The sequence below is a fragment of the Dietzia sp. oral taxon 368 genome, from assembly GCF_002999155.1.
Lineage (GTDB): Bacteria > Actinomycetota > Actinomycetes > Mycobacteriales > Mycobacteriaceae > Dietzia > Dietzia cinnamea.
Genome location: NZ_CP027238.1, coordinates 814,937 through 830,905, shown reverse-complemented (window position 1 = coordinate 830,905; position 15,969 = coordinate 814,937). Strand labels below are relative to the sequence as shown.

Genomic DNA, 15,969 nt, shown 5'->3' with positions numbered 1-15,969 from the left:
AGGTCCGCCGCTCGCGGATCAGTCCGCCAGCAGCCCTTCGAGCCATGCACGCCAGCGCGGTGCGTCCCAGGAGGGCGTGACGTCGACCGCCGCGGCACCCAGCGGGCGGCCGTCGCCGCCGGGCACGTCGACGTACTCGTAAACCCGCAACGCCAGGGCCGCCCGACCGGCCGCGTCCTCATGCGTCTCGCCCGCCGGGAAGGCGAACAGCTCGAGCATCCCGTCGACGGGGGCGGACAGGATGAGCGTGCGCGACGCCTCCGACTCGGTCGCGACGATGCCGCCGACCTCGCCCGAGCGCGCCACGACGCCGCTGTTCCCCGAGCCGCCCCCCGAGCCACCGGCCGGGTTGTGGCCGACCCCCGACGCAGGGGCGATCAGTCGCGACGTCACGCGGGCCCACAGTTCGGGCACCGTCTGCTGCACGGGATCGGTGGCCGCGTCCACGGTCACCACCCCGCCGGCCGGGCGATGGGTCAGCCGGTGGGCAAGCACGGTCAGCGCCTGCGCCCACCCGTCGACACTGCCCGACACGGACTGTCCCGCCAGTTCCCCGCCGGAGCCGAACCCGGACCGCAGGGTGAGCACGCTGCCGCCCTCGTCGTCGTCGACCACCTCACACGACGTCTCCCACGGCGGCACGGGCACGCCCTCGCCCATCCAGTCACGTTCCACGTAGGCGAAGACGCCCGGCGCGTCGGCGGTGGGCGGCGAGTACTCGGTGATCTCCCCGACGGTCGCGGTGAGCATGGCCTCGGCCGCGGCCTCCGGGCCGGTCGTGGGGTCGGGCGCGCCCGGGTCGGCGAACTGCACGATCCGCCCGCCGACCCGCGGTTCCATCGCGCACGAGACGAACCACGACGCGATGCCCTCGGCGGTGGCGACCGCGTCCCACACGATCTCCGGCGCGACCGGCAGCGGCACGCTACACACCACGCGGATGCTGCCGTCGTCCGTCCGGACCTCCGCCGCCACGTCGTACATGTCCCGCTCCCGCCCGTCGGTCGACCGCTCCACGCGCACAACGCTACCGCCGCATCCCGGGCCGTACCCTGGCGGGCGTGACCTCGACGAGCGCGCCCCACGATGCCGATCGTGCCCGCGGCGTCCGGGGGCCGATCGCCGCGACCGCCCTGCTCTTCGCCGCCAACGGCGCGATCTTCGGCGCGATCGTGCCCCGCCTGCCCGACCTCAAGAGCGCCCTCGACCTGGGCGCGGGGGAGTTCGGGCTGGCGATGGCCTGCTACCCGGCCGGCGCACTGGTCGGCGGGCTGCTCACGCCCGCCCTCATGCGGCGTCGCTCCGACGGGGCCGTCGCCGTGGCCATGATGGTCGGCGCGTCCGTGGCCGCCGCGCTCGTGGGGTTCTCGCCCGTCGTGGCCGTGTTCGCGGCGCTGTTGCTGGCGTTCGGCGTGTGCGACGCCATCACCGACGTGTCCATGAACGCCCACGGGATCCGCGTGCAGCTGCGCCACGGCCGGTCGCTGATCAACCGGTTCCACGCGCTGTGGTCTCTCGGGGCGGTGCTCGGCGCCGCGGGCGGGTCGGTGGCCGCCGGCGCGGGGGCGTCGGTCCGGGTCCAGATGATCGGGGCCGCCGTGGTGTGCGCGCTGGCCGCCGCGGCCGCGTACCCGATGCGGCTGGGCCCCGCCGCCGCCGAGGACGAGCGGGGCCGTGACCTCGACGCGGTGCCGGGAGAAGCAGTACCCGATGACACCGCCCCGGCCGCCCGCCGCCTCCCCGGCGGCCGCGCGCTCCTGCTGTTGATCGCGCTCGGCCTGTTCGCTTGCTGTGCCGAGCTCGTCGAGGACTTCGCCCAGACCTGGTCGGCGCTCTACCTGCGCGAGACCACCATCGCCGGGGCGGGACTCGCCGGACTCGGCTTCATCGCCGTGCAGGGCGCGCAGCTGGCCGGCCGCGTCAGCGGCGACGCGCTGGTCGAACGGTTCGGCGCCGCCCGACTCGCCCGCGCGGGCGGATTGTTCGTGATGGTGGGCGCGAGCGCCGCGTTCGTCGCGTCGTTCACGCTCGACGGGTCGACCCTTCTGGTGGTCCTGCTCGCCGGGTTCGTGCTGGCGGGGTGGGGAATCGCGACCGTCATCCCGGGCGCGATGGTCGGCGCCGACTCCGTGCCCGGCCTGGCCCCCGGTGCCGGGCTCGCGGTGCTCAACTGGGTGATGCGCCTCGGTTTCCTCGCCTCGCCGCCGCTCGTCGGGTTCATCGCCGAAGTCGCGGGCCTGCGCTGGACCGTGACGCCGATGATCGTCGGCGGCGTCCTCATCGTCGCCCTGGCCGGGCCGCTGCTCGGCCGTGCCGATCGCACGCCCGCCGGCCGCACGCCCGCCGGCCGCACGCCCGCCGGCCGCGAGTCCGCCGACCCCGATGCCGCAGACCCCGATCCCGCAGTCCGAGCCCCCGCGCACGAGAAGGAGACCATGACGTGAGCGCCGATGTGTTCGTCAAACGCGGCTCGGACCACGGGCCCGACTTCTTCCGCCACGAGGCCGCCGGACTGGCGTGGCTCGCCGCGGCCCGCGGCGGGCCCCGCGTCGTGGAGGTGACGGGGGTCGACGACGACGAGATCACCCTGGAGAAGATCCCCGCGGGTCGCGCCACGGCGGACGCGGCTCTGCGGTTCGGGCGGTCACTCGCGGCGATGCACGACGCGGGTGCGGCCGCCTGGGGCGCACCCGCCGACGGCTGGGCGGGCCGGTGCTTCATCGGCAACCGTCCCCAGGAGTGCAGGCCAACCGACTCGTGGGGCGAGTTCTACGCCGAGCAGCGGGTCCGGCCGTTCGTGCGCATCGCGGTGGACCTGGGTGTCCTCGACGGTGCCGACCTGGCCGCGGTCGAGCGGGCCTGCGACCGCGTGGCCGCCGGCGAGCTCGACCACCCCGGCGACACTCCCGCCCGTATTCACGGCGACCTGTGGACGGGAAACGTCCTGTGGACGGCCGGGGGCGGGGCCGGCGCGGCGGGCGACGGCGGCGTTGAGGCCGTGCTCATCGACCCCGCCGCGCACGGGGGCCACCGCGAGACCGACCTGGCGATGCTCGCCCTGTTCGGCGCGCCGCACCTCGATCACATCCTGCGTGGCTACGGCGAGGTCCGGCCGCTGCGGGAGGGCTGGCGGGAGCGGGTGCCGCTGCACCAGCTGCACCCGCTCGCCACCCACTCGGCCGGGCACGGCGCCGGCTACGCGGTCGCGTTGGCCGACGCCGCCCGGCGCGTGCTGGCGCTCTAGTCGCCCGGCGGCCGCCGTCAGGCTCCGGCGGGGCTGACCCGGAACACCGAGTCGCGACCGTCGCCGTCGGAGGTCGTCACCAGCAGCGAGCCGTCCGGCTCGGGGGCCAGGGACCGCAGCCGGCCGAACTCGCCCTCGAGCAGCACGGAGGCGTCGATCACCGAGCGGCCGTCGTCGCTCAGTCGGAGCAGCACCAGCTTCTGTGTCTTGAGGTTGGCCATCGCCAGCGCGCCGGCCCACTCGCCCCACTCGGGGCCGAGGAACTCGATGTCCGCGGGCGCCAGCGTCGGGGCGCCCGAGGACCAGACGGCCTCGATCGCGTCCGGGAACCTGGCGGTGTCGGTCATCGGCACGTTCTGGTCGTAGCGGCCGCCGACGTCGGGGTTCCAGCCGTAGTTCCCGCCGGGTTCGAGCAGGTTCACCTCGTCGTCGACGTCCGGGCCGTGCTCGGCGGAGTAGACGCGCCCGGAGTCCGGGTCGATCGCCAGGCCCTGGACGTTGCGGTGGCCGATCGTGTGGATCACCGAGTCGCCCGCCGCCGGCGCGCCCCCGGGGGTGATGTGTAGGGTCTTGCCGGCCAGCGAAGTGGGGGACTGGGGCCCTGTGGGGCTCTGCGCATCGCCGGTGCCGACGTAGATGGAACCGTCGGGGGCGGTGAGCAGGCGGCACCCGCTGTGGATGCCGGTCGCGCCGAGTGGGATCCCGGTGAGGGTGTCGCGGACCTTCGTCATGGCGGTCCAGTCGTCGTCGACGGCAAATGTGGTGATCCGGTTGTCGCGCTCACCGCCGACCGCCCGCGACCAACACACGTGGATCTCCCGGTTCTCTTCGAAGCCCGCGTCGACGGCCATGCCCATCAGACCGCTCTCGGACTGCCGGAACAGGCCCGTCAGGTCGATCCCGATCTCGCGATGCTCCTCACCGGGGCGCTGCACGACCATCCGTCCGCCGCGCTCGCCGGTGAGGAGGGTCCCCTCCGGTGCGCGGACCACGTCCCACGGGATGGTCAGCCCGTCCATGACCGTCTCGGTCTCGACCGCCGGTCCGTCGACGACCTCGCCGGCGCCGACGCCCGGGGCGGAGGGGAAGAGGCTGCCCGGTGGGATGAGGCTGGTGTCGATCAACCCGGACGAGCCGCCGGGCTGGCTGCTCTGCGCGCAGGCGGTGAGGGGGACGGCGACGGTGACCGCCGCCGCGGCGGCGAGCCCGGCGAGGGTGCGGGGGAAGACGGAACTGGGCACGGCTGCTCCTGGGTCGGACGACTCGGGGAAGGGATCAACCTCCGTGCGTCCGAACCTATTCGACCCCCGGCGCCGGCGGCACCGGAACGGCGGCGGGCCGGATTCGGAGCACCTCGTCACGGCCGCCGCCGTTCGAGGTGGTGGCCAGCAGCGTGCCGCCGGGCTCGGCGGTCAGGGAGCGGATGCGGCCGTGCTCGCCGGGGATGACGGCCCCGAGCTCCAGCACGCCGGTCCCGTCCTCGTTGAGCCTCATCAGCACGATCTGCTTGGTCTTGAGCATCGCGACCGCCAGCGCGCCGTCCCACTCGCCCCACGACGGATCGTCGAGGAACGCGATCCCGCTCGTCGCGAGCGTGGGATCGCCGGACGACCACGTCGCCTCGACCGCGTCGGGGAACTTCCCCAGATCGGTCATGGGCGAGGCGTCGTCGTGGTCGCGCTCGTTGATCCCGGGCCGCAGCGGGTCCCACCCGTAGTTGCGGCCGGCCCGCAGCTGGTTGATCTCGTCGTCGCGGTGCGTGCCGTGCTCGGCCGAGAAGAGGCGTCCCGTCCCCGGCTGCAGGGCCAGGCCCTGGACGTTGCGGTGGCCGAAGGTGAAGATGCGCGGGTCCGCGTCCGGGATGCGGGCCGGGTCCTGGGTGGGGGAGCCGTCGCGGGTCACGTGCAGGACCTTGCCGCCGAGCGACCGCAGGTCCTGGGGGACCGCGCCGTGGAAGGTGTCACCGGTGCCGATGTAGAGCGTGCCGTCCGGGTGGGCGAGAATGCGGCACCCGGAGTGGTGGCCGATGTTCTGCCGGGCGATGCCGGGGACGATCACGTCGGGATCCTCGAGCGCCGACCAGTCGTCCGCCGCGCGCCAGGCGGTGACGCGGCTGTCACCGGGCGTGCCATCGGCGAAGTTCTCCGAGTGGCAGGTGTAGACCTCGCGGCTCTGGGCGAAGTCGGGCGCCAACGCCACACCCATCAGGCCGCTCTCGCCGCCGGTGAACAGGTCCCCGAAGTCGGCCGCGACGACGGTGGTCGTCCCGTCGGGGTGGATCGCGAGAACCCTGCCTGTCCCGCGCTCACCGGTCACCACCACGCCGTTCGGATCGCGGACCACGTCCCACGGGATGGTCAGGCCGCCGACCAGTGTCTCCACCTCGACCTCCGGCCCGGCGGGCAGGGGCTCGTCCGGATAGCGGTCCTCGGGGCGGGCGGCCGGCGCGCCCAGCGAACCCGTGGACCCGGCCGACCCGGCCGAGCCCGACCCGGCCGAGCCCGATGAACCGGCGTCCAGCGACCCGGACAGTGAACCGGGCGCCGCACTCTGGGCGTTCGCGGTCAACGGAACCACCATCGCGGTGACGGCCGCGACCGTCACCGCACCGACGATCGATCCGGCATGCAGGCCGGCTCGAGCGCGGACGCGGGGACGCGAAGGGGACAAGCGGGACACGGGGCCTCCGGGGATAGGCAACGGGGTCACAGGAAACGGGGTCACAGGAAACGGGGTCACAGGAAACGGGGTCACGAGCAACGGGCCCCGGCGACGGATGTCACGAGGGCTCAGATGACGATATCCGACGCCTACGACACCCCCGGACGACAGGAGCGCCCCGCACGCCGCCTCTCGGGCGGTGCGTGCGGGACGCTCTCGTCGATGCGTGCGCCGCGGGGCCTAGAGTTCCTCGATCGTCGCCGTCGCGTGCACGGTCTCCAGCTTCTTGGGGTTGCGCACGGACAGCGACCAGGCCGGGTCGCCGGCCCCTCCGCGCCGGGCGTAGATCCCCAGCTTGGCGGGCAGGATCACCGGCTTGCCGAACTCCACCGAGTAGCGGGCGCGCCGGGGGATCTCGCCCTCGACCACGCCGAGCAGCGTGGCGGCGGTCCACATTCCGTGGGCGATGACGTTCGGGAACCCGAACGCCTTGGCGCCCACGCGGGAGACGTGGATCGGGTTGCGGTCGCCGGACACGGCCGCGTACTCCGAGATCTGCGCCTCGGACACCGACTTCACCACCGTGGGGTCGCCGATCTCGGCCGCGGTGGGCGGCGCGGGCTTAGGCGGGCGCGGCGCGTCCTTCGGCGGGGTCAGGGAGGTCCTGCGCTTGGAGAGCAGGCCCGACCGCTGCACCCAGGCGGGCTCGTCGTCGTCGCCTGTCCTGATCTCGGTGACCACGTCCAACAGCAACCCCGCCGGATGCTCCCGCAGGTTCTCGGCGTGCGCGCGGATGTTGAGCTCGTCGCCGACGCGCAGCGCGCGGCGCGATTCGATCTCGTTGGTCAGGTGCACCGAGCCCATGGCCGGCACCGGGTAGTCCGGGTCCAGCATGAGCTGCATGCTCAAGGGGAACGCCAGCGTGAACGGGTACGTCAGCGGCAGCTCGTCGGTCAGGCGCAGGCCGCACACGCGAGCGTAGGCGGCGAGGTTCGCCACGTCCACGCGCACGCCGGTGACCTCGACGCCCTTCGACGGCATCGACTTTCCGTCACGGGAGCCGCCGACGACAGGGAGGGCGCCGACCGCGGCCTTGCCGTACTGGCCGAGCAGGTTGGGGATTCCGGGGAGTCGGGTGTATTCCACGATCGATCACGCCCCCAGCAGCGACTGCCCGCACACGCGGATCACGTTGTCGGTGACCGCGGAGGAGGCGGGGTTGGCGAAGAAGGCGATGGTCTCGGCCACGTCGACCGGCAGGCCGCCCTGCTGCAGGGAGTTCATGCGGCGGCCGGCCTCGCGGGTGGCGAACGGGATGGCGGCGGTCATCTGGGTCTCGATGAAGCCCGGCGCCACGGCGTTGACGGTGATGCTCTTGGAGGCCAGCTCGGCGGACGCGCCGTTGACGAAGCCGATCACGCCGGCCTTGGAGGTGGCGTAGTTGGTCTGGCCCCGGTTGCCGGCGATGCCCGCGATGGAGGACACGCCCACCACGCGCGAGCCCTCGCCGAGGATGCCCTTCTCGGCGAGCTCGGCCGTGATCCGCTCGGGGGCGATGAGGTTGACGGCCATGACGGACTCCCAGCTCGCGGCGTCCATGCCGGCGAGGGTCTTGTCGCGGGTGATGCCGGCGTTGTGGACGAGGATGTCGAGGCGGCCGTCGTGACGCTCGGTGACGTGCTTGGCCAGCACCTCGGCGGCGTCGGCGGCGGTGACGTCGAGCGGCAGGGAGGTGCCGCCGACCTTGTTGGCGGTGGCCGAGAGCGACTCGCCCGCGGCGGGGATGTCACAGCAGATCACGTGTGCACCGTCGCGGGCGAGGACCGCCGCGATCTCCGCACCGATGCCGCGCGCGGCCCCGGTGACGACGGCGAGCTTGCCCTCGAGCGGTCGGTCCCACGACGACGGGGCGGTGGCGGAACCGGCGCCCACGCGGAACACCTGGGCGTCGACGTACGCCGACTTGGCCGACAGGACGAACCGCAGGGTCGACTCGAGCCCGGAGGCGCCCGCGTGGGCGTCGGGGGAGACGTACACGAGCTGGACGGTGGAGCCCCGCTTCATCTCCTTGCCGAGCGAGCGCGTGAAGCCCTCGAGCGCGCGCTGGGCGATGCGCTCCTCGACCGAGCCGGTCTCCTCGGGCGTCGTGCCCAGGACGACGATGCGGCCGCTGGCCATGACGCTGCGCACGACCGGGTTGAAGAACTCGTACAGCGCGACCAGGTCTTCGGGCCGCTTGAATGACGTGGCGTCAAAGACGAGGCCGGCGAACTTGTCCTCGGCGCCGGCGGCGGCCAGCTCGTAGTCCCCGGAGAGCATCTCGCGGACGGGCTCGACCAGGCGACCCTCCCCGCCGATGAGGACCGGACCGTGGAGGGCGGGCTGACCGGCCTCGTGACGGCGCAGCTGCTCCGGCTGCGGGAGGCCGACCTTGCCGGCGATGAATGACCCGGGGGCCGAGGTCACGAACTGCGAGTAGAGGTCGAGGTTGCCCTGCGCCATGGCGATCATCTCCTGGGAAAGGTGCGGTACTGCGGGTCGACAAGTAACTTACTGCTGAGTAACAATACTGCCAGGGCCGCGTTTCGGGCCACCGGACACCGAGAACAAACGGGAGTGACACACGTGACCACAAGCCCCCGCAAGGTCGCCATCGTCGGCGGCAACCGAATCCCCTTCGCCCGCTCGAACGGCAAGTACGCGGACGCCTCCAACCAGGACATGCTCACCGCGGCGATCGACGGGCTGGCCAGCCGCTACAACCTGCAGGGCAAGCGCCTCGGGTCCGTCGTCGCCGGCGCCGTGCTCAAGCACTCCCGCGACTTCAACCTCACCCGCGAGTCCGTCATCGGCTCCGTCCTCGACTCGTCGACCCCGGCCTACGACGTGCAGCAGGCCTGCGGTACCGGCCTGGCCGCCGCCATCCAGGTCGCCGACGCGATCGCGCTCGGCCGTATCGAGTCCGGCGTCGCCGGCGGCACCGACACCACCTCGGACGCCCCGTTGGCGGTCAACGACGACCTGCGCAAGACCCTCATCAAGCTCACCGCGGCCAAGAGCAACCTTGACCGACTCAAGCTGCTCGGCGAGATCCGCCCGCAGAGCCTCGTGCCCGAGCAGCCGCAGAACGCCGAGCCGCGCACCGGGCTGTCCATGGGCGAGCACGCCGCGATCACCGCCCGCGAGTTCGGCGTCTCGCGCGCCGACCAGGACGCCCTGGCCGCGGCCAGCCACCGCAACCTCGCCGCCTCCTACGAGTCGGGTTTCCAGGACGACCTGGTCACCCCGTACCTGGGCGTGGCCCGCGACGACAACATGCGGCCCGACTCCTCCGAGGAGAAGCTGGGCAAGCTCAAGCCCGTCTTCGGCAAGCGTGACGCCGAGGCCCACGGCACCGAGGCCACCATGACGGCCGGCAACTCCACCCCGCTCACCGACGGCGCCTCCGCGGTGCTGCTGGCCAGCGAGGAGTGGGCGGCCGAGCACAAGCTGCCCGTCCGCGCCTACCTCGTGGACTCCGAGACCGCCTCCGTGGACTTCATCCACGGCAAGGAAGGGCGCAACCCGGACGGCCTGCTCATGGCCCCCACCTACGCCGTGCCGCGGCTGCTGGCCCGCAACGGCCTCACCCTGCAGGACTTCGACTACTACGAGATCCACGAGGCGTTCGCCTCGCAGGTCCTGGCCACCCTGGCCGCGTGGGAGTCCGAGGAGTACTGCACCGAGCGGTTGGGGCTGGACAAGGCGCTGGGCTCGATCGACCGGTCCAAGCTCAACGTCAACGGCTCCTCGCTGGCGGCCGGCCACCCGTTCGCCGCGACCGGCGGCCGCATCCTGTCCGCCACCGCCAAGCTGCTCGAGCAGAACGGCGGAGGCCGCGCCCTCATCTCCATCTGCGCGGCCGGCGGCCAGGGCGTCACGGCGATCGTCGAGCGCTGACCCGGTCCCGGAACGCCTGACCTGCAGCCCCCGCGCCCGGCGCGGGGGCTGCACTCATCGCACCGGTCCGTCATAGTGGTGTGCACAGTGCTTAGTGCGGGAGTCTGACGACCGGCACCCTGCCGGGGACCCCGCCCCGCTTCGTGAGGAGACGTGACGAGTGGAGGAGTCCACCAGCACCGGCGGCGGCCCGGCCCGGCCCGTCGCCATCGAGGGGGCGGGGCCCCGGCCGACCGCGTCCGAGCGGCGCAGCTACCGCGTGCACTCGCGCTGGCTGCACACGGGCGTGGGCGTGTTCATGGCGCTCTCAGTGCTGTACGGATTCGACCTGGTCAACAGCATCGGGCGCGTACCGCGCGGCACCGAGGTCGCCGGGATCGAGGTCGGGGGGATGACCACGGCCGACGCCGAGCGGCGCCTGGTCGAGGAGTTGGGGCCACGGGTCGACGACGAGGTGGATCTCCGCGCCGGGGCCGTGTCCACGACGCTGGACCCGCAGGCGGTCGGACTGTCGGTGGACTGGCAGGGCACGCTCGACCGGGCCGGTGAGCAGCCCCTCAACCCGATCACCCGGCTGATCAGCCTGGTGTGGTCCACCGACGTCGGCATCGCCAGCGTCATCCCGGACGCCCGGCTCACCGACTTCCTCGAACGGCTCGCGCTGCAGGCCGACTTCGAGCCCCGCGAGGGGGCCATCTGGTTCGACCGCGACCAGGTCCGGTCGGCCATCCCGCTCGACGGCCAGCGCCTGCAGATCGAGAACTCCCGCGACGCGGTGCTCGAGCACTGGCTCGACGACGACGGCGTGGACCTGCCCGTGGACTACACGCCCACTGAGACCGACGCCGAGCAGGTCCGCGCACTGATCCGGGACGTGGCCGAACCCGCCGCCACCCGCGACGTGACGCTGCTGGCCTCCCGGATCCGTGAGGACGGGACCGAGCCGCCGGTCACGACCATCACCACCCGGCTGCCGGCCCCACCGCCGCCCGCCGGCCGGGAGCGTCCCGAGTCCGCCGAGCGGGAGATCGAGATGATCGACCCGGACGACCCCGACGCCGTGCCCGTGGTCTTCCCCCGCGATCGGATCGGCGAGTACCTGACCTTCGTCCGCGAGGGCGACGTGCTCGAGCCGCGCTTCGACGCCGACGCCGCCAAGGGGATCCTCGAGCCGCTCCTGGAGCCGACCGAACAGGAGGGCAGGGACGCCGGCTTCGAGTTCAGCGGGACCACCGCCACGGTCGTGCCCGCGGTCCAGGGACGGACGGTCGAGTGGGGTCCGCTGCTCGGTGCTCTCCCCGGCCAGCTCACGGACACCGCGGGCCCGCGCGTGCTGCCGGTCAGCTACGTGGGCCGCGATCCCGAGCTCACCACCGAGGAGGCGGAACGGGCCGGCATCCGCGAGCCGGTCGGTCAGTTCACGGTGGCCGTCGGCGCGAACGGGCGGGCCCAGTCGATGATCGCCTCGCTCGCCGGGCACTTCATCCCCGCGGGGGAGAGCTTCTCGATGGAGGAGCTCGCCGGCACGGTCTCCGGGGACACCTCCGCCGACGCCGTGGCCACCGCACTGTTCAACGCCGCGTTCGAGGCCGGTGCCCAGGATCCGGTGCGCACGTCGCGTGGTGTCGACGGCGACGCGTTCCCCGCCGGGCGGGATGCCACGGCCTCGGCCGACGTGGGGTTCCGCAACGCGCAGGACACGGGGCTCGTGATCGACGCCTCCGGCAGCGGGAACTCGGTGACGGTCCGACTGTGGGGCACTCGCGAATACACCGTCCGTATCTCCACGGCGCCCCGCACGGACGTCCGGCGGGCGCCGACCCGGGTGGTCACCACCGCCGGCTGTACCCCGAGCGCGGGGCGGGACGGCTACACGGCACGGGTCACCCGGACCGTCCAGCGTGGCGGCGCCACCGTCAGCACCGACACCGTGTCGTCCACCTACCCCCCGCGGGAGCGGATCGAGTGCCGGGCCGAACAGCCCGCCGCTGACGCCGACGCACCGCCACCTCCCCCGCCGCCGCCCGGCCCGGGACCGATCCGCATCCCGGGCCTGCCGGAGATCCGCATCCCCGGCCTGCCCGGCAACTGACAGGCCGCGCCCCGCACGCACGGCGCCGCCCGCACGCACGGCGCCGCCCGCACGAACAAAATCCGCTACCCTCCGCCCGGATCCGCTACTCCTGTCGGGGTAGCGCGGATCCGGATTCCGGGTAGCGGATTTCGGTGGGGTGGCCCGGCCGGTGGGGGCCGGCCGGGCCGGTGCGCGGCTGTCAGCGCTCGACGACGACCCGCTCGTTGGGCACGCAGTGCGTCATCGTCAGGCCCTCCACGTCGCGGGGGCCGTTCTTGCCGAGGTTGGCCATGCGATCGCGCTCCTCGTCGGTCAGCTGCTGCTTGGGCAGCGGTTCGAGGTGGCGGACGTCGTCGGCCGAGATGCCCAGACCGTCGCCGACCCGCTGGCCGAGCTCGTCCTCGCACAGGAACAGGTGCCAGACCATGCGCTCCTGCACCTCGCGCGTGGCCTGCCCGATGTTGTCGATGAAGTTCTTCACCAGGTCGTCGCGCTCCCAGTCCTCCATGAGGCGGAAGCGCTGGCCCGCCTGCACGTAGTCGTTGGTGCGGGGGTACTCACTGCGCGTGAGACGACCACGCAGTTCGGGACCCACCTCCTCCTCGCCGGTCGGCGCGGACTCGCGCAGGCCGTTCATCGTGGACGGCTCGTAGTTCACGTGCGGGTTCTGCCCCTGCAGGTCCACGCCGTACGACATCTGGCCGCCGCGCTGGTTCGTGGCGACCGTGGCGTTCTTGGCGCTGTTGACCGGCAGCTGCAGGTAGTTGGCGCCGACGCGGTAGCGCTGGGTGTCGCTGTAGGAGAACGTGCGACCGACCAGCATCTTGTCGTCGGAGAACTCCAGGCCGTCGACCAGGACGCCGGTACCGAACGAGATCTGCTCGTTCTCGTTGTGGTGGTCGGTGATGTTGCGGTTGAGCGTCATGGTGCCGACCAGCTTCGGCTCGAAGTCGTTCTCGGGCCATGTCTTGGTGTCGTCCAGCGGATCGAAGTCCAGCTCGGGATGGTCGTCGTCCGACATCATCTGCACGACCAGATCCCACTTGGGGTAGTCGCCGTTCTCGATGGCCTCGTACAGATCCTTGGAGGCGTGGCCCGTGTCATGGGCCTGGATGTTCGCCGCGTCCTCCTCGGTGAGGCTCTTGACGCCCTGGTGGGGCAGCCAGTGGTACTTCACCAGATGGCTCTCGCCCTCGGCGTTGACCCAGCGGTAGGTGTTCACGCCGAAGCCCTGCATGTGCCGGTAGTCGGCCGGGATGCCGCGGGGGCTGAAGAGGTTGACCAGCATGTGCATCGCCTCCGGCGACTGCGACATGAAGTCGTAGATCCGCGCGGGGCCTGGCGGAACGTGATGGGGTCGGGCTTGAGGGAGTGGATGACGTCCGGGAACTTGATGGCGTCGCGGATGAAGAAGACGCCGAGGTTGTTGCCGACGAGGTCCCAGTTGCCGTCCTCCGTGTAGAACTTCACCGCGAAGCCGCGCGGGTCCCGCGCCACCTCGGAGGAGTCCCGGCCGCCGATCACGGTGGAGAAGCGGATGGCGACGTCGGTCTTCTTGCCCGCCTCCTGGAACAGCTTCGCCCGGGTGTACTTCGAGATGGGCTCGTCGCCCCACTTCCCGGTCGCCTCGAACTCGCCGTACGCGACGAAACCGCGCGCGTGCACGACCCGCTCCGGGATCCGCTCGCGGTCGAAGTGGCTGATCTTCTCCAGGAACTGGTAGTTCTCCAGCGTCGCCGGCCCGCGGGCCCCGACGGTGCGGGTGTTCTGGTTGTCGTGGACCGGGTGTCCCTGGCGGGTGGTCAGAATGGGGTCGTCGTGCCTGCGCTTTTCGGACAGCGATTCTCCTCGGGTAGAAGGCTTCGCCCGTCCGGTGGGGGCTGGTCGTGGCGCCGACCCTAGGACTCGGGCCTTCCCGATACCACCGTTCGCGCAAATACGAAATCCGCTACCCGGCCTCCGGATCCGCTACCCGTGGAGAGGGAGCGGATCCGGAGCCGGAGTAGCGGATTCGTCTAGCGGTCGGGGTGGGCCCGCCCGTCAGAGGTGCGTCAGAAGGCGGCCTCGTCCAGCTCCATGAGCTCGTTGCCGAGCCCCGAGACGATTCCCCGGGTGGCGGTGAGGAGGGGCAGTTCGTTCTTCGCGAACCACCGGGCGGCGGCGATCTTGCCGTTGTAGAAGGCCTTGTCGTCGTCAGACGCGCCGTCTACCTTGCCCAGGGCGACCTCGGCGCCGACGAGCAGACGCCAGCCCATCATGAGGTCACCGAACGCCATGAGCACGCGCACCGAGGCCAGCCCGATCGTGTACAGGCGCTTCGGCTCGTCCTGGGAGCCCATGAGGTGCTCGAAGCAGGTGCCGATCATGGCCTCGACGTCGGCCAGCGCGGTAGCCAGCAGCTCGCGCTCGGCGGCCAGCTTCCCGCCGCAGGCGTCGTTCTCCAAGAAGTGCTTGATCTGCGCCGAGATGTGGCCGACGGCGGTGCCGCGGTCCCGGGCGATCTTGCGGAAGAAGAAGTCCTGCGCCTGGATGGCCGTCGTGCCCTCGTAGAGGGAGTCGATCTTGGCGTCGCGGATGTACTGCTCGATCGGGTAGTCCTGCAGGAAGCCCGACCCGCCGAACGTCTGCAGCGACTCGGTCAGCAGCTCGTAGGCACGCTCGGAGCCCACGCCCTTGACGATCGGGAGCAGCAGGTCGTTGACGCGGTGGGCCAGCTCGGCGTCCGCGCCCGACGCGCGCACGGCCGTCTCGGGGTCCTGGTGGGCGGCGGTGTACATGTACACCGCGCGCAGGCCCTCGGCGAACGCCTTCTGGCGGATGAGGGCGCGACGCACGTCCGGGTGATGGGTGATCGTCACGCGGGGCGCGGTCTTGTCGGCCATCTCGGTCATGTCGCCGCCCTGGACGCGCTCCTTGGCGAACTCCAGAGCGTTGAGGTACCCGGTCGACAGGGTCGAAATGGCCTTGGTGCCGACCATCATGCGGGCGTGCTCGATGACGTCGAACATCTGACGGATGCCCTGGTTCAGCTCGTCGCCGCCGACCATCCAGCCCTTGGCGGGGACACCGTGGCCACCGAAGGTGAGCTCACAGGTGGTCGAGGCCTTGATGCCCATCTTGTGCTCGACGCCCGTGACGAACACGCCGTTGCGCTCACCCAGCTCGCCGGACTCGAAGTCGAAGTGGAACTTCGGCACGAAGAACAGGGACAGGCCCTTGGTGCCCGGCCCGGCGCCCTCGGGGCGCGCCAGGACCAGGTGGAAGATGTTCTCGAACATATCGTCCGAGTCGGCCGAGGTGATGAACCGCTTGACGCCCTCGATGTGCCAGGAGCCGTCGTCCTGCTTGACGGCCTTGGTCCGGCCGGCGCCGACGTCCGAACCGGCGTCGGGCTCGGTGAGCACCATGGTGGCACCCCAGCCGCGCTCGGCGCAGGTGGCGGCCCACTTCTTCTGTTCCTCGGTACCGTTCTCGTAGAGGACGGCGGCGAAGGCCGGGCCGGCCGAGTACATGAACGCGGGGGCGTTGGCACCGAGCATCATCTCGCCGACGGCCCACACCATCGCGCGGGGAGCCGGCATGCCGCCGATCTCGTCGGGCAGACCCATCGACCAGTAGCCGGCGTCGAACCACGCCTTGAACGACTTCTTGAAGTCCTCGGGGATGGAGACCGAGTGGGTCTCCGGGTCGAACACCGGCGGGTTGCGGTCGGCGGAGGCGAAAGACTCGGCAACCGGGCCCTCGGCCAGGGCGGAGACCTCGTCGAGGATGCCCTTGGCGGTCTCGGTGTCCATGTCGCCGAACTCGCCGGCGTCGAGTGCCTCGTTCATGCCAAGGACCTCGAACATGTTGAACTCGAGATCCCGGACGTTGCTCTTGTAGTGACCCATTACGGTCTTCTCCGATCGGAGTGCGTGTCATGGAATTGGTCGCGCCCGAAGAGTCGGTGCTGCTCGCCCACGGGGCCACTGGAACCTACTCGTCGGTAACAACGCCGATGCTAATGCGTTGTCAGCGAACAGTCCAAGGTGAGGGAAGGCTCTGATTCCGC

Annotated in this window: 11 protein-coding genes and 1 pseudogene; 4 read left to right on the top strand and 8 right to left on the bottom strand. The window is 71.8% G+C overall.

The window, feature by feature from the left end:
- Positions 1–18: 18 nt before the first annotated feature.
- Positions 19–1,017 carry an SRPBCC domain-containing protein gene (locus C3V38_RS03970; RefSeq protein ID WP_244881745.1) on the bottom strand — a complete coding sequence of 333 codons (999 nt, stop codon included), beginning with the start codon at positions 1,015–1,017 and terminating at the stop codon, positions 19–21.
- Positions 1,018–1,061: 44 nt separating this feature from the next.
- Here C3V38_RS03970 and C3V38_RS03965 point away from each other — a divergent pair, with 44 nt between their 5' ends.
- Positions 1,062–2,444, top strand: a complete 1,383-nt coding sequence (locus tag C3V38_RS03965; RefSeq protein WP_254426076.1) for an MFS transporter — start codon at positions 1,062–1,064, stop codon at positions 2,442–2,444.
- Positions 2,441–3,244 carry a fructosamine kinase family protein gene (locus tag C3V38_RS03960; protein WP_106385136.1) on the top strand — a complete coding sequence of 268 codons (804 nt, stop codon included), beginning with the start codon at positions 2,441–2,443 and terminating at the stop codon, positions 3,242–3,244. The genes C3V38_RS03965 and C3V38_RS03960 overlap by 4 nt, the downstream gene beginning before the upstream one ends.
- Before the next feature lie 17 nt (positions 3,245–3,261).
- Here the strand turns inward: C3V38_RS03960 and C3V38_RS03955 are convergent, their stop codons facing one another.
- The 4 genes from C3V38_RS03955 to C3V38_RS03940 form a co-directional block, all read right to left on the bottom strand.
- Positions 3,262–4,485 carry a sorbosone dehydrogenase family protein gene (locus C3V38_RS03955; protein ID WP_106385135.1) on the bottom strand — a complete coding sequence of 408 codons (1,224 nt, stop codon included), beginning with the start codon at positions 4,483–4,485 and terminating at the stop codon, positions 3,262–3,264.
- A 55-nt stretch (positions 4,486–4,540) separates the two neighbouring features.
- Positions 4,541–5,848 carry a sorbosone dehydrogenase family protein gene (locus tag C3V38_RS03950; protein ID WP_254426075.1) on the bottom strand — a complete coding sequence of 436 codons (1,308 nt, stop codon included), beginning with the start codon at positions 5,846–5,848 and terminating at the stop codon, positions 4,541–4,543.
- Between the two features lie 297 nt (positions 5,849–6,145).
- The gene (locus C3V38_RS03945; RefSeq protein ID WP_106385134.1) at positions 6,146–7,051 is read right to left on the bottom strand and encodes a MaoC/PaaZ C-terminal domain-containing protein; all 906 of its coding nucleotides are present in this window, start codon (positions 7,049–7,051) and stop codon (positions 6,146–6,148) included.
- Between the two features lie 6 nt (positions 7,052–7,057).
- On the bottom strand, positions 7,058–8,407 hold the full coding sequence (locus tag C3V38_RS03940; protein WP_106385133.1) for a 3-oxoacyl-ACP reductase: 1,350 nt from the start codon (positions 8,405–8,407) through the stop codon (positions 7,058–7,060).
- 123 nt (positions 8,408–8,530) lie between these two features.
- Here C3V38_RS03940 and C3V38_RS03935 point away from each other — a divergent pair, with 123 nt between their 5' ends.
- Both C3V38_RS03935 and C3V38_RS03930 read left to right on the top strand, forming a co-directional pair.
- Positions 8,531–9,844 (top strand): acetyl-CoA C-acetyltransferase, encoded by a 1,314-nt coding sequence (locus C3V38_RS03935; RefSeq protein WP_061914599.1) that lies wholly within the window; start codon positions 8,531–8,533, stop codon positions 9,842–9,844.
- Positions 9,845–10,004: 160 nt separating this feature from the next.
- Positions 10,005–11,936: a VanW family protein gene (locus C3V38_RS03930; protein WP_106385132.1), complete on the top strand. Its 1,932-nt coding sequence runs from the start codon at positions 10,005–10,007 to the stop codon at positions 11,934–11,936.
- Between the two features lie 181 nt (positions 11,937–12,117).
- On the opposite strand, the gene C3V38_RS18210 is transcribed toward C3V38_RS03930, so the two are convergent.
- The 3 genes and pseudogenes from C3V38_RS18210 to C3V38_RS03920 all read right to left on the bottom strand — a co-directional run bounded on the left by C3V38_RS18210 (position 12,118) and on the right by C3V38_RS03920 (position 15,808).
- Positions 12,118–12,426, bottom strand: coding sequence for a catalase-related domain-containing protein (locus C3V38_RS18210; RefSeq protein WP_305790982.1), 309 nt, complete (start codon positions 12,424–12,426; stop codon positions 12,118–12,120).
- A 183-nt stretch (positions 12,427–12,609) separates the two neighbouring features.
- Positions 12,610–13,724, bottom strand: a pseudogene (locus tag C3V38_RS03925) (catalase); the annotation flags it as partial.
- A 245-nt stretch (positions 13,725–13,969) separates the two neighbouring features.
- Positions 13,970–15,808: an acyl-CoA dehydrogenase gene (locus C3V38_RS03920; protein ID WP_106385131.1), complete on the bottom strand. Its 1,839-nt coding sequence runs from the start codon at positions 15,806–15,808 to the stop codon at positions 13,970–13,972.
- Positions 15,809–15,969: the final 161 nt, after the last annotated feature.